The organism is Tardiphaga sp. (assembly GCF_025356345.1).
Classification (GTDB): Bacteria; Pseudomonadota; Alphaproteobacteria; order Rhizobiales; family Xanthobacteraceae; genus Tardiphaga.
The window spans coordinates 11,900-31,800 of the sequence record NZ_JANXTC010000270.1 but is presented as its reverse complement, the minus strand read 5'-3'; the positions used below and the strand labels follow the sequence as shown (position 1 = coordinate 31,800).

At 64.0% G+C, this 19,901-nt stretch carries 20 protein-coding genes; 8 read left to right on the top strand and 12 right to left on the bottom strand.

Features of this window, described 5'->3' with window-relative positions; translation table 11 throughout:
- Window positions 1-375 precede the first annotated feature (375 nt).
- Together Q0S16_RS16720 and Q0S16_RS16715 are read left to right on the top strand one after the other, a co-directional pair.
- Entirely contained in the window at window positions 376-1,290 is a 915-nt protein-coding gene (locus tag Q0S16_RS16720) for a hypothetical protein (protein ID WP_295850213.1), read from the top strand.
- Between the two features lie 196 nt (window positions 1,291-1,486).
- A complete protein-coding gene (locus tag Q0S16_RS16715; RefSeq protein WP_295850212.1) occupies window positions 1,487-2,464 on the top strand; it encodes an MBL fold metallo-hydrolase in 978 nt (325 codons plus the stop codon).
- 111 nt (window positions 2,465-2,575) lie between these two features.
- Here Q0S16_RS16715 and Q0S16_RS16710 read toward each other — a convergent pair whose 3' ends face one another.
- Window positions 2,576-3,283 (bottom strand): SIMPL domain-containing protein, encoded by a 708-nt coding sequence (locus Q0S16_RS16710; RefSeq protein WP_295850210.1) that lies wholly within the window; start codon window positions 3,281-3,283, stop codon window positions 2,576-2,578.
- Between the two features lie 5 nt (window positions 3,284-3,288).
- A complete protein-coding gene (locus tag Q0S16_RS16705) occupies window positions 3,289-4,005 on the bottom strand; it encodes a GyrI-like domain-containing protein (protein ID WP_295850207.1) in 717 nt (238 codons plus the stop codon).
- 201 nt (window positions 4,006-4,206) lie between these two features.
- On the opposite strand from Q0S16_RS16705, the gene dapF reads away from it, so the two are divergent.
- Entirely contained in the window at window positions 4,207-5,079 is an 873-nt protein-coding gene (dapF, locus tag Q0S16_RS16700) for a diaminopimelate epimerase (RefSeq protein WP_295850205.1), read from the top strand.
- A gap of 74 nt (window positions 5,080-5,153) precedes the next feature.
- Here dapF and Q0S16_RS16695 read toward each other — a convergent pair whose 3' ends face one another.
- A complete protein-coding gene (locus tag Q0S16_RS16695; RefSeq protein WP_295850221.1) occupies window positions 5,154-5,789 on the bottom strand; it encodes an RNA pseudouridine synthase in 636 nt (211 codons plus the stop codon).
- Between the two features lie 142 nt (window positions 5,790-5,931).
- Here Q0S16_RS16695 and ftsY point away from each other — a divergent pair, with 142 nt between their 5' ends.
- The gene (ftsY, locus tag Q0S16_RS16690) at window positions 5,932-6,876 is read left to right on the top strand and encodes a signal recognition particle-docking protein FtsY (RefSeq protein WP_295850203.1); all 945 of its coding nucleotides are present in this window, start codon (window positions 5,932-5,934) and stop codon (window positions 6,874-6,876) included.
- Between the two features lies 1 nt (window position 6,877).
- Window positions 6,878-7,495, top strand: coding sequence for a septation protein A (locus Q0S16_RS16685; RefSeq protein ID WP_295850201.1), 618 nt, complete (start codon window positions 6,878-6,880; stop codon window positions 7,493-7,495).
- Window positions 7,496-7,547: 52 nt separating this feature from the next.
- Here the strand turns inward: Q0S16_RS16685 and Q0S16_RS16680 are convergent, their stop codons facing one another.
- From Q0S16_RS16680 to ccmA, 6 genes are all read right to left on the bottom strand, one after another.
- Window positions 7,548-7,919, bottom strand: a complete 372-nt coding sequence (locus tag Q0S16_RS16680; protein ID WP_295850199.1) for a helix-hairpin-helix domain-containing protein — start codon at window positions 7,917-7,919, stop codon at window positions 7,548-7,550.
- Window positions 7,920-8,070: 151 nt separating this feature from the next.
- On the bottom strand, window positions 8,071-8,646 hold the full coding sequence (locus tag Q0S16_RS16675; RefSeq protein ID WP_295850197.1) for a DsbE family thiol:disulfide interchange protein: 576 nt from the start codon (window positions 8,644-8,646) through the stop codon (window positions 8,071-8,073).
- A complete protein-coding gene (gene ccmD, locus Q0S16_RS16670; protein WP_295850196.1) occupies window positions 8,643-8,822 on the bottom strand; it encodes a heme exporter protein CcmD in 180 nt (59 codons plus the stop codon). Before ccmD ends, Q0S16_RS16675 begins: the two co-directional genes overlap by 4 nt.
- Window positions 8,822-9,559, bottom strand: a complete 738-nt coding sequence (locus Q0S16_RS16665) for a heme ABC transporter permease (protein WP_295850194.1) — start codon at window positions 9,557-9,559, stop codon at window positions 8,822-8,824. The genes ccmD and Q0S16_RS16665 overlap by 1 nt, the downstream gene beginning before the upstream one ends.
- A 93-nt stretch (window positions 9,560-9,652) precedes the next feature.
- The gene (gene ccmB, locus Q0S16_RS16660) at window positions 9,653-10,321 is read right to left on the bottom strand and encodes a heme exporter protein CcmB (RefSeq protein ID WP_295850192.1); all 669 of its coding nucleotides are present in this window, start codon (window positions 10,319-10,321) and stop codon (window positions 9,653-9,655) included.
- On the bottom strand, window positions 10,318-10,947 hold the full coding sequence (gene ccmA, locus Q0S16_RS16655) for a heme ABC exporter ATP-binding protein CcmA (RefSeq protein ID WP_295850219.1): 630 nt from the start codon (window positions 10,945-10,947) through the stop codon (window positions 10,318-10,320). The genes ccmB and ccmA overlap by 4 nt, the downstream gene beginning before the upstream one ends.
- A gap of 229 nt (window positions 10,948-11,176) precedes the next feature.
- Here ccmA and acnA point away from each other — a divergent pair, with 229 nt between their 5' ends.
- From acnA to Q0S16_RS16640, 3 genes are all read left to right on the top strand, one after another.
- Window positions 11,177-13,894 (top strand): aconitate hydratase AcnA, encoded by a 2,718-nt coding sequence (gene acnA, locus Q0S16_RS16650; protein ID WP_295850191.1) that lies wholly within the window; start codon window positions 11,177-11,179, stop codon window positions 13,892-13,894.
- Between the two features lie 167 nt (window positions 13,895-14,061).
- Window positions 14,062-14,817 carry a DUF1223 domain-containing protein gene (locus Q0S16_RS16645; protein WP_295850189.1) on the top strand — a complete coding sequence of 252 codons (756 nt, stop codon included), beginning with the start codon at window positions 14,062-14,064 and terminating at the stop codon, window positions 14,815-14,817.
- Between the two features lie 457 nt (window positions 14,818-15,274).
- Complete coding sequence (locus Q0S16_RS16640) at window positions 15,275-15,634, top strand: DUF2794 domain-containing protein (protein WP_295850187.1); 360 nt, start codon at window positions 15,275-15,277, stop codon at window positions 15,632-15,634.
- Here the strand turns inward: Q0S16_RS16640 and Q0S16_RS16635 are convergent.
- The 3 genes from Q0S16_RS16635 to Q0S16_RS16625 all read right to left on the bottom strand — a co-directional run bounded on the left by Q0S16_RS16635 (window position 15,631) and on the right by Q0S16_RS16625 (window position 19,900).
- Window positions 15,631-16,179, bottom strand: a complete 549-nt coding sequence (locus Q0S16_RS16635; protein ID WP_295850185.1) for an N-acetyltransferase family protein — start codon at window positions 16,177-16,179, stop codon at window positions 15,631-15,633. The genes Q0S16_RS16640 and Q0S16_RS16635 overlap by 4 nt on opposite strands.
- An 83-nt stretch (window positions 16,180-16,262) precedes the next feature.
- Window positions 16,263-17,051, bottom strand: coding sequence for a Bax inhibitor-1/YccA family protein (locus Q0S16_RS16630; RefSeq protein WP_295850183.1), 789 nt, complete (start codon window positions 17,049-17,051; stop codon window positions 16,263-16,265).
- Window positions 17,052-17,332: 281 nt separating this feature from the next.
- The gene (locus Q0S16_RS16625) at window positions 17,333-19,900 is read right to left on the bottom strand and encodes an ABC transporter permease (RefSeq protein WP_295850181.1); all 2,568 of its coding nucleotides are present in this window, start codon (window positions 19,898-19,900) and stop codon (window positions 17,333-17,335) included.
- Window position 19,901: the final 1 nt, after the last annotated feature.

Sequence of the window (19,901 nt, the reverse complement as noted above, 5' to 3'; positions counted from 1 at the left end):
CGGTCGGCGGCGGGGACGGAAACAGCGTAGAAATCACGTTCCACTGCGCATCGCTCAGCGACGATGGATATTGCCCCGCCGCGCAACTATGCTGCGCGCGGGTGGCGGCGGTCCACATGGTGTCCTCCCCGGTTTGGTTCGTACCTCCAGGGATTCACACGGACCGTCGTCACTCAACCTGTTTCTTCAGTTCCCGCAAACACGTCGCTGACCATTAGAGTTCTCAAACAGGCTCTAAGGTCAATTTCCCGTTTTGTCCTGCCCGCTGGCGCTTTGCCGCTTGCGTTTAAGGCCTAGTTCCATACAAATACAGATGCTACTTTAGATAGTATATTACATCCCAGCAATCTTAAATAAACGGATGGGGATAACGCCATGGGGATTGAAATTCACGTCATCACCGGACTGGACGGGCAAAGTGCCTCGGTCAGGGCCTCCGGCAGCGTTCAGCACATCATCACCGACGCCGAACGCAACACCTTCGGGATCAACGACGCCGCGCTGAAAAATGCCGTCGCCCGGTATTTCGGGCAAGCGCCCGATGACGCCTTCCTGCACAGCGACACTCCGTGGGGCGATCTGTACCGCACCTATGGTTGGTCACAAGTCCAGACGGTTTTGACCGTCGCGAGCGCGACCGTCACCGGCATTACGTCGGATCCGGTGATTGTGGCCCAGAATGTTCTGCGCAATGACAGCAAGGTACCGGGCACGTTCAGCGCCAGCGCGTCGGAATCCGTCAGCGACACGACGTCGAACACCTGGTCGTCGAGCGGTTCCGTCCAGGTCTCAGAAAAATTCAGCTACGAGGTGTCGTTTCTCGGTACCGGCGGCAAAGGCGAGACTTCACTCGCCTACACGCACAGCTGGGGAGAGAGCAAAACCGAGAGCAAACAGGTCACCGTCGGATCCACCCAAGGCGTCACGGTGACGTTGGCGCCGGGCCAAGCGGTGAATGCCCAGATCACGGCGTCGCGCGGCGTCATGAAGGTCCGGATTGTCTACAACGCGACGCTGACCGGCTTGGTGGCGATAAACTACGGCAACCGGTACAAAGGTCACCACTTCTGGGGGCTTCCACTCTCCGGCGCGATGGCAGCGGCAGGATTGTCGATCAACAAGACCTTCACCGAAGACATCGAGATCGGCTTCTACGCAAATGACCAGGTCATTCTGACCGATCCGGTTTCCCAGCAGGTGATGAGCCTGCATCACGGTGCGGCCATGCCCGGCATCGGCGGGGTGCCCGCTGAAAGGAAGGCGCTCACTTTTGAGCGCATCGGGGACTAAGCGGAAGGAACCGGGAGGCTGGCGCATCGCGCCCATTGCGGATCGCTGAACGCTGTGGCTTGCGGAACCCGCCGGCGCAATCCATTTGAGAGAAACCGTGCCCGACCGGGCGCGGCTGGTTTTCGTTCAGGCTTGCCCGGCTGCAATTATGATTTGCGCCGCCACGGCCGGGCTATCGGCGTTCTGGGCTTCCCGCATGACCTCCTATGACGGCCCTGTCTCCGATCATTTCGACGGCAAGACCTTCTTCGATCCCCATGGCGTGCCGCCAAAATCGTTGGGAGATGTGTTGCGCTGGCAGTTCGGCGGTTGGCGCAACCGGCAGCAATGGCCGGACTGGGTCGAGAACGAGCACGCCGACACGCCGCCGGCCCGCGTCGAGAGCGGCGTGCGGCTGTCCTATGTTGGCCATGCGAGCTGGCTGATCCAGGCGTCGGGGCAGAATATCCTGATCGACCCGGTATGGTCGGACCGGGTGTCCCCGTTCTCCTTTGCCGGCCCTAAGCGCCACAACGCGCCGGGCGTCGCTTTCGAGAAATTGCCGAAAATCGACAGCGTGCTGGTGTCACACGGCCATTACGACCATCTCGACCTTCCGACGCTGTCGAAGCTGGCGGCAAAGTTTTCTCCACGCGTGATCACCCCGCTCGGCAATGATGTCACCATGCGCCGCGCGAACAGTGCGATCCGGGCCGAAGCCTTCGACTGGCATCACCGCATCGAACTCGTCCGCGACCTGGCGGTGACGATGGTGCCGACCCGGCACTGGACGGCGCGCGGCCCGTTCGACCGCAACAGGTCGCTGTGGGCGAGTTTTGTGCTGGAGACGCCGGCCGGGAAAATCTACTTCGTCTGCGATTCCGGCTATGGCGACGGCGGCCATTTCCGCCGCGTCCGCGACGCCCACGGCCCGCTGCGGCTGGCGATCCTGCCGATCGGCGCCTATGAGCCGCGCTGGTTCATGAAGGACCAGCACATGAATCCGGAAGATGCTGTGAAAGCCCTTGGCGATTGCGGCGCGCAGCAGGCGCTGGCGCACCATCACAGCACGTTCCAGCTTACCGACGAAGCGATCGATGCGCCGGTCAAAGAGCTGGATGTGGCGCTCGATGCCGCGGGCATTTCGCGTGAAAAGTTTGTCGCGCTCAAGCCCGGACAGGTCATGGAGATTTAACTCCGTCATTGCGAGAATCGAAGCGACGCGTCAATCCAGAAGGCTGCGGGCGCTGAGAAGACTGGATTGCGTCGTCGCTTCGCTCCTCGCAATGACGGGAAACGACTATTTTTACGGCGCCGCCTTGATCGACCAGGCCACATTCACCGTCACCCGCAGCGTTTCCTCGCCCTGCGCGATCGGGGCCGCGGCAGCCATGCCGCGCATCTTGCTGAAGGTCATGGGCGCGGGCATTCCACCCCCGTCCTCGGAAATGCTGACCGGCGCGCCCAGCGTGACGCCGGCGGCGCGGGCGTAGATTTCCGCCTTGCGCCGCGCATCGGCGATCGCCTGTTCGCGGGCCTCGTCGAGCAGTTTCGATGCCTTCTCCACCATGAAATGGATGCCGCCAATCTCGTTGGCGCCAGACGACACCAGCGTGTCGATCGTGCCGGCGACCTTGCTGACATCGCGCAGTCGGATGTTGACGCGGTTGCTGGCGCGATAGCCGGAGACGACATTGGGGCCGGGCTTGCTGCCCTGCGACTGGACGTATTGCGGCTGCAGCGACAGCCGCGACGTCTGCACATCCTTTTCGTCGAGCCCGGCGGCCTTCAGCGCCAGCAGCACCTTGCCCATCGCGGCATTGTTGGCCTCGGAGGCCTCGCGTGCCGTCTTCGCTTCGCTGGTGACGCCGCCGTCGATCAGCGCAACATCCGGCGGTACCGAGACGGTACCTTCGCCGGACACCGAAATCATTGGCTGCGGCGCTGTCTGTGCCAGCGCCGGCGAAGTGATGAGCACGCAGGTCAGCGCGGCCAGGCAAAGGTGATGTTTCATCGGCACTATTTCAGTGGGACGTAGACGTTGATGATCAGCTTGTCTTCGGCGGTCTTCAGCGGATCGGTGATGTATTCCTCGATAAAGGTGTCCTTGGCTTCCAGCTTCTTGTCATCGAGGTGATTGGTGATCGCCTCATAGGTGTTGTCCATGTTGTCGTAGGAGCCGCGATGGACGAATTTCAGAGCCTTGCCATCCGGTGACTTGCCGATGCTCATCGCCTTCGGCAGGTTCTTCGGCTCATGGTCGACCGGAATCTCCGCGAGGAAGGTGAAGCCGGTGTCGTCGGTGGAGGTGTAGACGATCATCGAATTGCCGGACGATTTGACGCCCTGCTTGTCGAGCAGCGCGGTGATCTGCTTGAACGCATCCATCAGGGTTTCGAAGGCGGAATCCCAGTTTGCCTTGCCGTTGAAGGTGACCATGGTCTTCGGCGTCAGCGTGATCTCTTCGCCGAACGGATCCGCGGTCTGCACCAGGGGGGCCGCAGGTACCGTGGCCGGCGCCTGCGCCGCGGCCGGCGGGGTGGGGGGCGCGGCTGGGGCCGGCGCGACTGGAACGGCCGGGCTTGGAGCGGCCGGAGCAGCGGGCGCCGGATCGGCAGAAGTCGCAGCTGGCGGAGCTGCGGGCGGCGATTGCGCCAGCGCCACGGCATTCAACGACAGCGCGGCCGGGATCAACGCCACCGCGGTGGCAAGGCGTAACAGGCGAGAGCGGCTCATTCAGTGATCTCCAGGGCCATCGGCGCGCGCCACCCAGCGCGCGCACCAGGATGCGCAATTATCACTCATGGTAACACGCGGCCGCGGCTTTCGTCCCCTGCCGGATCGCTCCGGAGACATCCAAAATCGTCGCCACAGATTCGCCGCACTGGCCAAGCTCCGCCGGATCGCCATATAAACCCGGGACAATCGGGACATGACATGAGCGCGCTGGCCAACCACGCTTTTTCCAAGATGAACGGCATCGGCAACGAGATCGTCGTGATCGACCTGCGCGATGGCTCCGGCGTCGTCACACCGGACGATGCCCGCGCCGTCGCCGCTCCTGCCGGGGTGCCTTACGACCAGTTGATGGTGCTGCGGAAGCCGCGGCTGGCGGGGACTGAGGCCTTTGTGTCGATCTACAACAATGACGGTACGGAAGCCGGCGCCTGTGGCAACGGCATGCGCTGCGTCGCCCGCCAGACGTTCGCCGGGACGGACAAGACCGCGCTGACCTTCGAGACCAAGGCCGGGCTGATCAATTGCTGGCAGGGCCCGTCACCGGATCTCTACACCGTTGACATGGGCACGCCGAAATTCGGCTGGCAGGACATTCCATTGGCCGAAGAGTTTCGCGACACCCGCGGCATCGAGCTGCAGATCGGCCCGATCGACGCGCCGATCCTGCACACGCCCTCAGTAGTCTCGATGGGCAATCCACATGCGATCTTCTGGGTCGATAATATCGAGGCCTATGATCTCGGCAAGTTCGGCCCGCTGCTCGAAAATCACCCGATTTTCCCGGACCGCGCCAACATCACGCTGGCGCAGATTGTCGATCGCGATCACATCGTGATGCGGACCTGGGAACGCGGCGCCGGCCTGACCCGGGCCTGCGGCTCGGCCGCCTGCGCTACCGCGGTCGCCGCCGCCCGGCTACGCCGGACCAACCGCGTGGTGCATATGACGCTGCCCGGCGGCGAACTGACGATCGAGTGGCGCGAGCACGATGACCACGTGCTGATGACGGGGACGGCCACCTTTGAATATGAAGGCCGGTTTGATCCGAAGCTGTTCGGCGCGGTGGCATGAGTTGAGAAACCAAGCGCGCTCTTTAGTTCATTTCCCCTCCCCCTTTGTGGAGGAGAGCGGAAGAAAAAAGTGCCCTATTCCCCGTTCCAGCCACACAGCCGGAGCCGTTCGTGCAGATGCGGCGGCGCCGGGGCCACGACCCGGATAGGGTCCTTGTTGCGCGAGATCGGGATCACGATTTCCCGGGCATGCAGATGCAGCGTCGGCTCGCCGAACCGCGGCCCGGTGCCATAGATATTGTCACCGACGATCGGCCAGCCCGATGCCGAACTGTGCACCCGCAATTGATGGGTGCGCCCGGTGACCGGCGCCAGCGCCATCCACGCCAGGCCCTGGCCGCGCCCCAGCACCCGGAAATTGGTGACCGCCTGCAGGCCCTCGGCATCCGGCTTCATCCACCAGCCGCGTTCAGCGTTAAGGCGGCCGAGCGGCATGTCGATGGTGCCTGCGTCCTCGGCCGGGCCGCCCTCGACCACCGCCCAGTAGGTCTTGGAAATCCGGCTGTGCTTGAACAGCAGGCCGAGCGAGGCCGTCGCCTTGCGATGGCGGCCCAGCACCAGGCAGCCGGACGTGTCGCGATCGAGCCGATGCGCCAGCACCGGCGCGCGCGGCAGGCCATAGCGCAGGAATTCGAACGAGGTTTCCAGATTGGCGCCGCCCTTGGGGCCGCGGTGCACCGGCAGCCCGGCCGGCTTGTCGATTACCAGCATTAGCCCGTCACGGTGCAGCACCCGACCCAGGATCTCGGCCTCGGTGAGCTCGACGGCATCGGTGCGGGGCGGCAACTGGGCTTCCGCGAGGGTTTCTTCGTGACTTTCGTTCATGGCGCGAAACCGCTAACACAGCCCCGACATGAACGACACTCCTGAAACGCCCAAACAAAGCTGGTGGCGCCGGCTATCCAGCGGACTGAAGCGCACCTCCAGCTCGCTCGGAACCGCGGTCGCTGACCTCGTCACCAAGCGCAAGCTCGACCGTGCCATGCTCGAGGAGATCGAGGACGTGTTGCTGCGCGCCGACCTCGGTACCGAGGTGGCGGCGCGGATCGCGGCCGCTGTCGGCCATGGCCGCTATGACAAGGCGATCTCGGCCGACGACGTGAAGGCCGTGGTCGCCACCGAGGTCGAGAAGGTGCTGGCGGCGGTGGCCCGCCCGCTGGTGATCGACGCGGCACAAAAGCCGTTCGTCATCCTGGTGGTCGGCGTCAACGGCTCCGGCAAGACCACCACGATCGGCAAGCTCGCCGCCAAACTCGCCGCCGAGGGCCGCAGCGTCATGCTGGCCGCCGGGGACACGTTTCGCGCCGCGGCGATCGAGCAGTTGAAAGTCTGGGGCGAACGCACCAAATCGCCGGTTATCGCCGGCGCGCAGGGTTCGGATTCGGCGAGCCTGGCCTTTACCGCCGTGACCGCGGCGCGCGAGGACAAGCGCGACGTACTGCTGATAGACACCGCTGGCCGGCTGCAGAACAAGTCAGAGCTGATGATCGAGCTGGAGAAGGTGGTCCGCGTCATCAAGAAGGTCGATGCTTCCGCGCCGCATGCGGTGCTGCTGGTGCTCGACGCCACCGTGGGACAAAACGCGCTGTCGCAGGTCGAGGCGTTTCATCGTATGGCTGGCGTCACCGGCTTGGTGATGACCAAGCTCGACGGCACCGCCCGCGGCGGCATCCTGGTGGCGTTGTCGGAAAAATTCAAACTGCCGGTGCATTTTATCGGCGTCGGCGAGGGGATCGACGATCTCGCGCCCTTTACCGCGCGGGACTTTGCCCAGGCGATTGCAGGAATCGAGAGCTGAGATGAGCAATACCGGGATACTCGACAAGAAGCAGCCACATCCGCTGTTCAAGCTCGCCACCGAACTCGGGCCGCTGGTGATCTTCTTCATCGCCAATGCCAAGGGCAACCTGTTCATCGCCACCGGAGCCTTCATGGTGGCGATCGTAGTGGCGATGATCGCCTCTTATGTGGTGACCCGGCATGTGCCCATGATGGCGCTGGTCACCGGCATCATCGTCATCGTGTTCGGCACGCTGACGCTGGTGCTGCACGACGAGACCTTCATCAAGGTGAAGCCGACCATCATCTACGGCCTGTTCGCGGTGATCCTGGGCGGCGGGCTGCTGTTCGGTCGCTCCTTCATCGCCGTGATATTCGACCAGATGTTCAACCTGACGCCGCCCGGCTGGCGCGCGCTGACATTGCGCTGGGCGCTGTTCTTCTTCGCTATGGCGATCGTCAACGAGATCGTCTGGCGCACCCAGACCACCGATTTCTGGGTCGCCTTCAAGGCGTTCGGCGTGATCCCGCTGACGATGGCATTTGCGCTGACGCAAATGCCGCTGATCAAGCGCTATCATCTGGAACCCGTGTCGCTCGCCGAGAGCGAAGCCGACGCCGGAGACATCACCAGGTAAAACGCACCGGCGCGGATGCGCCGGTGCGTTCGCAGTCTAAAACCGAGACAGTCTACTTCGGCTGGCTCGCGATGATCTGGTCGGAGATCTTCTTGTAGGTCGCTTCCGGCAGCACGTTCTTCGAGACCAGCTGGTCCTTCTTGGCATAGGGCCGGCCGGCAATGATCTTGTCGGAATATTTGTCGCCGATCCCCTTGAACGCCATCAACTCATCCTTGCTGGCGGTATTGATGTCGATCTTGCCATCGGCCTTCGCCGCCGGCGCCATCTTCGATTCGGCGGCCGGGGCCGCCTTGCCGGTGGTGATCGGCGCCATCTTGCCGGAAGCGGCGGGCGCGGGCGTCTGCGCCATCGAAGGTGCGGAAGCCAGCAGCCCGAAAGTGAGCGCGGCGGCGGCGAGCGAAGCAAGCGTAAAATGACGCATCGGAATGTCCCTCCAAGGACTGTTTAAGTAACAGAACCAAGCTAGCGGACGATTCATGGCGACGCCATGGCGCGGAAATGAACCGCGGATAAAAGCGAAAATATATTTGAGGGAAGCGTCGACGGGTCCCCCTTGGCCGGACGGCTCCGAACTAGCTTCCCGCCTTCAGCGCCTTCTCGATCTCGACCTTCAGCACGCTGTCGAAATTCTCAGCTGTGACGCCGCCGACGAGCTTGTAGGCAATGCGCCCATCGCGGCCGACGATGAAGGTCTCGGGCACGCCATAGACGCCCCATTCGATCGCGGCGCGTCCGTTGCCATCGACGCCGACAATGCCGAACGGATTGCCATAGCGGCCAAGAAAGCGCCGCGCATTGTCCGCGCCGTCCTTGTAGTTGATGCCGACCATCTGCAGCCGCTTGTCCTGCGCCAGCGTCGTGAACAACGGCGCCTCTTCGTGGCACGGCACGCACCACGACGCCCACACATTGACGATGCTCACTTTGCCCTTGAACGCCGCCGGATCGAGCCCCGGCACCGCCGCGCCATTGGCCGCGAGGCCTTGCAGCGCCGGCAGCATCGTGGACGGCGCCGGCCGGCCGATCAGCGCGGAGGGAATTTTCGCGGGATCGGCGCCAAGCCGGAACCAGAACAGCGCCGCCATCGCGGCAAAGCCTAGCAATGGTAGCGCCATCATCCAGCGGCGTTTCGGGGTGACGTCGCTCATGACAGGTCCGCCGCGCCGCGGCCGGAGCGGCGGCTGACGCCGGCCGTTTCCAGCGCATGAAGTTGCGCCCGCACACGGCGATGGTCGAGCGCGATCCAGACGATCAGGATCAACACCACGGCGGCGACCAGGGCATAGGACATCACGATGAAGCTGGTGTAGGGACCGAGCGCCATCACGGCAACGCCACTGGCTTGCTGGCCTGCAGCATCTGCAGCGATCGCACGCGGCGGCGCAGGATCTCGTTGCGCATGGCGGCCAGATGCAGCGTGATGAACAGCAGCGAAAACGCCACCGCCATCACCAGCAGCGGCGTCAGAAATGCCTTATCGAGCGACGAGCCGCCCATTTTCATCACCGAGGCTGGCTGGTGCAGCGTATTCCACCAGTCGACGGAAAACTTGATGATCGGGATGTTGATGGCGCCGACCAGGGTCAGGATCGCCGCCGCGCGCGCCGCCCGCGACGGGTCCTCGACCGCGCGCCACAGCGCGATGAGGCCAAGATACATCAGGAACAGGATCAGCATCGATGTCAGCCGGGCGTCCCATTCCCAATAGGTGCCCCACATCGGCCGGCCCCACAGCGAGCCGGTCACCAAGGCCAGGAAGGTGAAGGCCGCGCCGATCGGGGCGGCGGCCTTGGCGGCGACATCGGCGAGCGGATGCCGCCATACCAGCGTGCCCAGCGAAGCCACGCTCATCACGCCCCAGACGAACATCGACAGCCAGGCGTTGGGTACGTGGATGAACATGATCTTGACGGTAGCGCCCTGCTGGTAGTCGTCCGGCGCCAGCGCGGATTGCGTCAGCCCGATCACCAGCACGACCGCGGTCGCGCCGGCCAGCCACGGCAGGATCCGTGTGGACAGCGACAAGAAACGGGTCGGATTGGCGAGTTCAGTCAGGGTCATGGGGTTTCTGATAATCGTCGCAGCGGTTGCAGGCAATCCGCCTGCCATAGCATTGTCGTGTGCTGCCGCGGGTTGATCGGGCGCAAGTCCGTCTCAATCGAGCCCGTGGCGCAGGCTGGCCGCCGCCGCGAACGGCCCGATCACCAGGCTCGCCAGCGACAGCGCGCACAGGATCGAGAACGGGGTGCCGAACGACACCGTTCCCTCGACGGCGGCATTCGACGCCGCGACGCCAAAAATCAGTACCGGGATCGATAGCGGCAGCACCAGCACCGCTAACAGCAACCCGCCGCGCCGCAGCGTCACTGCCAGCGCCGCCCCTATCATGCCGGTGAAGGTCAGCGCCGGCGTCCCCGCCAGCAGCGTTAGCGCCACCGCCAGCGTCGAGCGGCTGTCGAGATTGAGCAGCAACCCCAGAACCGGAGTGGCCAGAATCAGCGGCACGCCGGCGGCCAGCCAGTGCGCCAGCGCCTTGGCCGCACAGGCCAGTTCCAGCGGCGTTCGGCTCATCAGGATCAGATCCAGCGAGCCGTCATCATGGTCCGCGGTGAACAGCCGATCCAGCGTCAGCAGGCTGGCCAGCAGCGCGCCGATCCACAGGATCGCCGGTCCGAGGCGCGCCAGCAGCGCCAGATCCGGCCCCAGCGCGAATGGCATCAACACCACCACGGTGAGAAAAAACAGCACCCCGATCAGCGCTCCGCCACCGATTCGCATAGCGATGCGGATATCGCGACTAATCAGCGCGCCGAGGGCCGTCATGAGGGGGCGTTCGTCGGATACATGCGGCCGCCGTCCCCGATCCGTAATTCCCGCGTTTTAATGCCCAGCGGCGCATGAGTCGCGGCGATGATCAGGCCGCCGCTTTCGAGATGCGTGGTCATCAGACCCGCAAAGATCCGCTGGCTGCCCAGATCCAGCGCCGCCGTCGGCTCGTCGAGCAGCCAGATCGGCCGCCGTACCGTCAGCAGCCGCGCGATCGACAGCCGGCGGCGCTGCCCGGCGGACAGAAAGCCAGCCGGCAAGGCCGCGGCATGGCTCAGGCCGACCGCATCGATGCACATGGCGGGATCGGCCGCATCGCCGCCGAGAAATTCGGCCCAGAAGGTCAGGTTTTCGGTGACGGTGAGCGCCGGCTTCATGGCGTCTTCGTGACCCAGATAATGCGCCTGCTCGGACAGCGTCAATTCGGCGTCGCCGCCGTCCAGCGTGACTGACCCTCCCTCCAGCGCCAGCAACCCGCCGATCAGCCGCAGCAAGGAGGTCTTGCCGGCGCCGTTGGGGCCGACGATCGCCAGCGCTTCGCCGGCTGTGGCATCGAAATCCAGGCCGGAAAACACCTCGCGGCCGCCCCGCACACATCGTAACCCGCGCCCCGAGAGCCGCATCTTTGCCCTTTCACGGCCCTGCTGCCATTCAGCCGTCGCCGCGCGCACGTTGCATGATCCCGCATTGCTGCGAAACGATTGTCGCTGTGGCGGCGCCCCTAGAAAGATTCTATAAGCCGGAACTTGATGCAGCACACAATCGACACCCGCAAGCCAATCGGGCTTTTGTCGCTGCGGTGTATAGATACCTTTTGCCGGGTATCCTGGAAACGAATTGGGACCGCTCCATATGACCTCGCTCGACAGCTTCAAATGCCAGACGACCCTCACGGTCGGCGACAAGACCTATGTCTATTACAGCCTGCCGCTGGCGGAAAAGAACGGCCTGGCCGGCATTTCGAAGCTGCCCTATTCGATGAAGGTTCTGCTCGAGAACCTGCTGCGCTTTGAGGACAACCGCACCGTCAAGAAGGCCGACATCGAAGCCGTCGCCGAATGGCTGAAGACGCGCCAGCTCGAGCATGAGGTTTCCTTCCGTCCCGCCCGCGTGCTGATGCAGGACTTCACTGGCGTGCCGGCGGTGGTCGATCTGGCCGCGATGCGCAATGCCATGCAGGCGCTCGGCGGCGACGCCGAGAAGATCAACCCGCTGGTCCCGGTCGATCTGGTGATCGACCACTCGGTGATCGTGAACTTCTTCGGCAACAACGAGGCTTTCGGCAAGAACGTCGCCGAGGAATACAAGCAGAACCAGGAGCGCTATGAGTTCCTGAAGTGGGGCCAGAAGGCGTTCTCGAACTTCTCGGTGGTCCCGCCCGGCACCGGCATCTGCCACCAGGTCAATCTCGAATACCTCGCCCAGACGGTCTGGACCCGCGTCCAGGACATGACCGTCGACGGCAAGCCCGGCTCCTATGAAGTCGCCTACCCCGACACGCTGGTCGGCACCGATTCGCACACCACCATGGTCAACGGCCTGGCCGTGCTCGGCTGGGGCGTTGGCGGCATCGAGGCGGAAGCCGCGATGCTCGGCCAGCCGCAGTCGATGCTGCTGCCGGAAGTGATCGGCTTCAAGCTCGACGGCGCGCTGAAGGAAGGCGTCACCGCCACCGACCTCGTGCTCACCGTCACCCAGATGCTGCGCAAGCAGGGCGTGGTCGGCAAGTTCGTCGAATTCTACGGCCCGGGCCTCGATGTCATGTCGGTCGCCGACAAGGCCACGATCGGCAACATGGCGCCGGAATACGGCGCCACCTGTGGCTTCTTCCCGGTCGATGCTTCGACGCTGGAATACCTCACCACCTCCGGCCGCAAGCCCGAGCGCGTTGCGCTGGTCGAAGCCTACGCCAAGGCGCAGGGCCTGTACCGCACCGCCGGCTCGGAAGATCCGGTGTTCACCGCGACGCTGTCGCTGAACCTTGGCGACGTCGTCCCCTCGATGGCCGGCCCGAAGCGTCCGGAAGGCCGCGTCGCGCTGCCCGCCATCGCCGAAGGCTTCGATGCCGCGATGACCGCCGAATACAAGAAGGCCACCGACCACGGTGCGCGCTTCAAGGTCGAAGGCCGCGACTTCGACCTCGGCCACGGCGACGTGGCGATCGCCGCGATCACGTCTTGCACCAACACCTCCAACCCGTCGGTGCTGATCGGCGCCGGCCTCCTGGCCCGCAACGCGGTCGCCAAGGGCCTGACCTCGAAGCCATGGGTGAAAACCTCGTTGGCGCCGGGCAGCCAGGTGGTCGGCGAATATCTCGCCAATTCCGGCCTGCAGAAGGACCTCGACAAGATCGGCTTCAACCTGATCGGTTTCGGCTGCACCACCTGCATCGGCAATTCCGGACCGCTGCCGGAGGAAATTTCCAAGTCGATCAACGACAACGGCATCATCGCCGCCGCCGTTCTGTCGGGTAACCGCAATTTCGAGGGCCGCGTCTCGCCGGACGTGCAGGCGAACTACCTCGCCTCGCCGCCGCTGGTCGTCGCCTACGCGCTGGCCGGCTCCGTGACCAAGAACCTCGCCGTCGAGCCGATCGGCGAAGGCACCGACGGCCCGGTCTATCTCAAGGACATCTGGCCGACCTCGACGGAGATAAACTCCTTCATGAAGGAATTCGTCACCGCCGAGATTTTCAAGAAGAAGTACGCCGACGTGTTCAAGGGCGACGTCAACTGGCAGGGCATCGAGACGGTCGAGAGCGAGACCTATGCCTGGAACATGGCATCGACCTATGTGCAGAACCCGCCCTACTTCGAAGGCATGAAGATCGAGCCGGAGCCGATCGTCGACGTGATCGATGCGCGCATCCTGGCGATGTTCGGCGACAAGATCACCACCGACCACATCTCGCCGGCCGGCGCGATCAAGCTGACCTCGCCCGCTGGCAAATACCTGTCGGAGCACCAGGTGCGCCCGGCCGACTTCAACCAGTACGGCACCCGCCGCGGCAACCATCAGGTCATGATGCGCGGCACCTTCGCCAATATCCGCATCAAGAACTTCATGCTGCAAGGTGCGGACGGCAACGTGCCGGAAGGCGGCATGACCAAGCACTGGCCCGACGGCGAGCAGATGCCGATCTACGATGCCGCCATGAAGTATCAGGCCGAGAAGGTGCCATTGGTGGTGTTCGCCGGCGCCGAATACGGCAATGGTTCGTCGCGCGACTGGGCGGCCAAGGGCACCCGACTGCTCGGCGTCCGCGCCGTGATCACCGAGAGCTTCGAGCGCATCCATCGCTCCAACCTCGTCGGCATGGGCATCCTGCCGCTGACCTTCGAGACCGGCACGACGTGGAAGTCGCTCGGTCTCAAGGGCGACGAGACGGTGTCGATCCGCGGCCTGCAGGGCGACCTCAAGCCGCGCCAGAAGCTGGTGGCGGAGATCGTGTCGGCCGACGGAACGAAGCGCGAAGTGTCGCTGCTGTGCCGCATCGATACGCTCGACGAGCTGGAATATTATCGTAATGGCGGCATTCTGCAGTACGTGCTGCGGCAGCTCGTGGCTTAACGATCACACTTCCGATGTGACGCGGCGCCTCACCGCGAAGTGAGTGGCAGGTGAACAGAAGGCGGCTTAAGAATGGCCGCCTTCTGGCGTTCGAGGGCATCTGTTCTGGCGGCCCTCTGGAGCGACACCGTCCGACATGTGTCGTGGTTGAAGCGTGGCAAAACCTCATGAACTTCATTAATGGCATATCGCGATTGTCAGGCGCCCTCGGCGTCTGCATGGTAGTCGCTGGGACGGGTATGGCCCAGGCGCAGCCACGCGCGGTGGTCGAGCTTTTCACCTCGCAAGGCTGTTCTTCCTGCCCGCCGGCCGACAAGATCATCGGTGATCTCGCCCAGGACCCCTCAGTGATCGCGCTCAGCATGCCGATCGACTATTGGGACTATCTCGGCTGGAAGGACACGCTGGCCGATCCACGCTTCAGCGCGCGTCAAAAAGCCTATTCCCACGTGCGCGGCGATCGCGACGTCTATACGCCGCAACTGATCGTCAACGGCGCCGTCCAGGTAATTGGCAGCGATGCCGAGCAGATCGAGATGGCTATCAACGATACCAAAAAGGCCGAAACGGTGATGGCGACACCGGTCACGATCAAGATTTCCGGCAAGCATGTCAGCGTCTCGGTGGCAGCTTCCGGTGAAGCTGCGTTGTCGGCGCGAGGCGAGGTCTGGATCTGCTCGGTGTCGAGGGCGGTGCCGATCACCATCGCGCGCGGCGAGAACCGTGGCCGTCAACTCACTTATTACAATGTGGTCCGGAGCTGGCTGAAGGTCGGCGACTGGACCGGCGGCGCCGCCAGCTGGACGGTGCCGCTGGAGAACATCTCGCGCGAAGGCGTCGATGCGGCGGTGGTCTACGTCCAGGACGGCACCCGTGAAAGCCCCGGTGCGATGCGCGGCGCGGCCTATACGTCATTGCGTTAATTATCGACTGACGACGTTATTCCGGCGGAGGCGAACGATATCGCCAGGTCACAGACTTGGATCTCCGAATGTTCGGTGCTCCACTATGACGGTTTCGTTCGCGGCTTGCGCCGCTTTCGCCCCGGACTGACAATCACTACCCAAAAGAAATGGACCAACTTGCGTTGGCCCAGTGGGGATTAACTTACTGCGCAGGCCCGGCCCCAACGATCGCGGGGGGCTGGGGGCTGAGGAATCCGAAACCGGAGGAACCGAGCCCGACGCAGTATCTTTTTGTCGCAGTCCACAAGGGCTGCCACTGGGCAAAAATCTGGCGGCAATAAGATTCTTCTAACGATCCCGTGACAGTACATTTCCGCCACCAATGGCGGCTCCTGACAGCCGACCGTGGATCATATCACCACTTGCGGCGGCACCCATCCGGCGCGATCATGCGGGGCATCACAGGAGACGCGGCATGAATTCGACATCGGGAGATGGTGACCCCAGCGAAATGCGCACGGCGGGGCGCGTTTCCGTAGCGCCCGCCGTCACGTTCAACCGGCAGGAACTCAACCGCATCCTCAATTTGTATGGACGCATGGTGTCCGATGGAGAATGGCGGGACTACGCCATCGATTTCCTGAAGGATCGTGCGGTATTTTCCGTGTTCCGTCGCGCCTCGGAAGTGCCGATCTACCGCATCGAGAAAGACCCGCGGCTGGCGCGCAAGCAGGGCGCCTACAGCGTGATTTCGGCCAGCGGCCTGATCCTGCGTCGTGGCCACGATCTTGAGCGCGTATTGCTGGTGATCGACCGCAAGCTGGCGGTGGTTTAGCCCGACAGGCAGGGATCGGCGACGGGCACCATCTGTCCGCCACCGCCGATGGCCCGCTGCATCATCACTATGTCCAGCCAGCGGCCAAATTTAAAACCGACATCGGGATGCAGGCCTATCATCTGAAATCCCGCTTTGGCATGGACGCCGATCGAGCCGGCATTGGCGGAGTCGCCGATCACCGCGATGATCTGGCGAAAGCCAAGCTTTTCGCAATCATCGATCAGTTGCTGCAACAGCCTGGTGCCGACGCCGCGGCGGTGGCTGTCGGGCGCCAGATAGATCGTATTCTCGACTGTGAAACGATAGGCCGGCCGGGCATGGAAACGGCCGGCATAGGCATAGCCGACCACGCGACCGCCGAGCAGCGCCACCAGATAGGGGAAGCCCGCCGAGGCCAACGCCTCGAAGCGCCGCGTCATCTCGGCGAGATCAGGCGGGACCAGTTCGAAGGTCGCGGTGCCGAACTGAACAGCTTCGTCATAGATGGACGTAATGGCGGGCAGGTCGGCCACCGTCGCGGCCCTGATTTCGATTTCGGACATGCCGCAACAATATTTTCACCGGCGGCAAAAGAAAAGCCCCGGCCTTGCGGCCGGGGCTTGGAATTTTTCGCGTAACCGAAAGGCTACTCTTTCTGTCCCAGCAGCTGCAGCAGCAGCGTGAACAGATTGATGAAGTTCAGGTACAGCGACAGCGCGCCGGTGATGGCGGCCCGCTCGGCCACGTCGCCACCCTGCGAGGCGTAGCCGTAGATGTAGTCGTTCTTCAGGCGCTGGGTATCGTAGGCGGTGAGGCCCGCGAAGATCAGCACGCCGACCACCGAGACGATGAACTGCAGCATCGAGGAGGCCACGAAGATATTGACCACGCTGGCGATGATGATGCCGAACAGGCCCATGATCAGGAACGAGCCCATGCCGGTCATGTCACGCTTGGTCGTGTAACCATAAAGGCTCAACGCACCGAACGAGGCCGCGGTGATGAAGAACACCCGGGTGATCGAGGTGTGCGTGTACACCAGGAAGATCGACGACAGCGAGATACCCATCAGGGCAGCGAAGGCCCAGAACATCAGCTGCGCGGTCGCCGGCTTCAGGCGGTTGATGCCGAACGAGATGGCGAACACCATCGCCAGCGGCGCCAGCATGAACACCCACTTCAGGGGGCTCACGAACATCGCATAGCCGAACCCGGTCAAATAGGAGGTGCCGATCTTGGCAGCCGCCGCCGACGGGTCGGTGGTGACCGCCGCCATATAAATGCCGAGCGCGGCCAGACCGGTGATGGCCAGGCCGATCGACATATAGTTGTAGATGCGCAACATGTAGGAGCGCAGTCCGGCGTCCACGGCCGCGGTGTCGCGGCCGGCGACCCGGCCGAACGGAGAAGCATAATTACGATCGAGGTCCGACATGGTCGAAATCCTGTGTTGTCCAGCCGACCGCAAAGGGTTTGCGTCGCTGGTCCGAATTGTATCCCAGAGGCGAGCGCTAATGACATGAAATCCTTGTCATCCGCGCCGAAACTCTGACCCAGAGGGGTATTTGGTAAACTAACACACTGAGCGCAAGCTTCCACGCGTGGCGGAATGTCGCTCCATGGGCTGCCTATGTTCGCTGGGAAACCCCGGAGACCCGCGACGCCTCTTTTTTTGGCGAAAATTCGCTGGCTGGACGCCGCTGGCGCCGTTTCGGGTTACAAATTACGCAGCACCGAGGCCGGCTTCTGGTTGAGGGCTACTAGCGTACCCGCCAGGCCAAGCCCAACTGTGACAATAAGCGCAGCCAGCACCACGCCGGCAGCGCTGCCGGCCTGCCAGATGAAGCTCAGGGTCATCAGCCGGGTCACGATCAGCCAGGCCGCGACCGACCCGGCGGCCACTCCGAACACGGCGGTTGCAAAGCCGATCATCAGATATTCCAGCGCGTAGGCGCCGAGCAGCCGCGCCCGCGTGGCGCCCAGCGTCTTCAGGATCACGGCATCATAGACGCGGTGGCGATGGCCGGCGGCCAGCGCCCCGCCCAGCACCAGGATCGCCGACAGCAGCGTCACCGCGCTGGCGCCGCGAATCGCCAGCACCAGATTGGTGACCACGGTTCCGATGGTGTCGAGCGCCTCGCGGACCCGGACGCTGGTGATCATCGGAAAGGCCTCGGCCACCGCCTTGATCAAGGCGGCATCGCCGGAGGGATCGGCCCTGGCTTCGGTCAGCGTGGCGATATGGGTATGCGGCGCGCCGCGAAATGTGTTGGGCGAGAACACGAGGACAAAATTGATGCCCAGGCTCTGCCAGTCGACTGTGCGCATGTTGGAGATCCTGGCGGAAATGTCGCGGCCGAGGACATTGACCACGACGTCGTCACCGACCTTCAGGCCCAGCCCGTCGGCCAGCTTCTTCTCGAACGACACCAGCGGCGGACCGCTGTAATCCTTCGCCCACCACTCGCCCTCGACCAGCTTGGAGCCAGCCGGCACCTCATTGGTGTAGCTCAGGCCGCGGTCGCTCTGCAGCACCCATTCGGCATCCGACGAGGGTTTCAGATCCTCGGCCTTGACGCCGCGGGCCGAGACGATGCGACCACGCAGCATCGGCACGTCCTCGACCGTCGAGTGCGGCGCCTTCTCTTTGAGAAAGGCGCCGAACCGATCCGCCTCCGTGGAGGGAATGTCGATGAAGTAGAAAGACGGCGCCTTCTCCGGCAGCGCCGCCATGAACTGGCGACGCAGATTGCCGTCGATCTGGGTGATGGTCACCAGCACGGTGAGGCCTAGCCCGAGTGACATCACCACCGAGGGCGTCAGCGCGCCGGGCCGGTAGATATTGGCGATCGCCAGCCGAAGCATGGTCATGCCCGGCCGCGGCAGCCGCTTGGCCAGCGCCATCATCGCCGAGGCAATGACGCGCAACACGGCGAATATCACGATTGACGACACCACGAACACCGCGGCCACGCGCTTGTCGTAGGCCAGCCCGACCACCACGGCGATCAACAGTGCGATCACCCCTGCCATCCACAGGATGTAGCGCAGCTTCGGCCGATGGGTTTCGCCGGATACGGCGTCACGGAACAACGCCGCCACCGGCACATCATGCACCCGCGCGAGCGGCCACAGGCCGAAGGCCAGAGCTGTCAGCAGGCCATAGAGCAGCGAGAGCGCCAGTTCACCGGGATGCAGCGCGGGAACCACCGGCAACGGCAGCAGGCTGCCGAACAGGCCGACGATGATGAAGGGCAGCGCCGCGCCGAGCAGCAGCCCGATCAGCGAGCCGACCGCCGCCAGCACCAGCACCTGGGTCAGATAGATCGCGAACACGTCGCGGCCGGTGGCGCCCAGCGCCTTCAGCGAGGCGATGACGTCGCGGCGGCGGTCGATATGGCTCTTCACGGCGTTGGCGACGCCAACGCCGCCGACCAGCAGCGCGGCAAGGCCGACCAGCGTCAGGAACTGGGTGAAGCGGGTGATGGTGCGCTCGAGCTGCGGTGAGGCATTGTCGCGGGTGCGGATTTCCCAGCCAGCCTGCGGCAGCGCTGCGCGGGCGTTGTCAGCCAGCGTGCCAGCGGCGCGGTCATTAGCGCCGTCGGCCAGCCTGACGCGGTAGATCCAGCGCACCAGACTGCCGGGCTGCAACAATTTTGTCGCGCGCAAGGCGTCCTCACTGGCGAGGAAGCGCGGCGCAAAACCGACGCCGCCGGCGAGCTTGTCCGGCTCGGCCGAGATTTCGCTGCGGATCTGGAAGGTGGCGCTGCCGACGGTGAGGCGATCGCCAACCTTGAGACCAAGCCGCGCCAGCAATACCGAGTCGGTCGCCGCGCCAAATGCGCCGTCGCGCTCGGCGAGCAACTCGGCCACCGGCATGTCCGGCGCCATCGTCACCTTGCCCAGCATCGGATAGGCGCCGTCGACCGCCTTGATCTCGACCAGCGCCAGATTGCCGTCCGGTGCCCGCGCCATGCCGCGCAGCGTGGCGACGCTCGAGACTTGGCCCTGGGCGCGCAAATACGCCAGTTCATCGGGCTTGGCCTCGCGCTGCATCAGCGAGAACGCGGCGTCGCCGCCAAGCAGGGTGCGGCCCTCGCGCGCAAGGCCCTCGCTGAGCGAGGCGGCGACCGAGCCGACGCCGGCGATGGCCATCACGCCGAGCGCGATGCAGGCGATGAAAACATAGAAGCCGCGCAGCCCGCTGCGCATCTCGCGCAGAGCGTAGCGAAACGCCAGCGACGGGCCACGGCTGCTGGGAACGGTCTCGGAAATGGCGGTCATG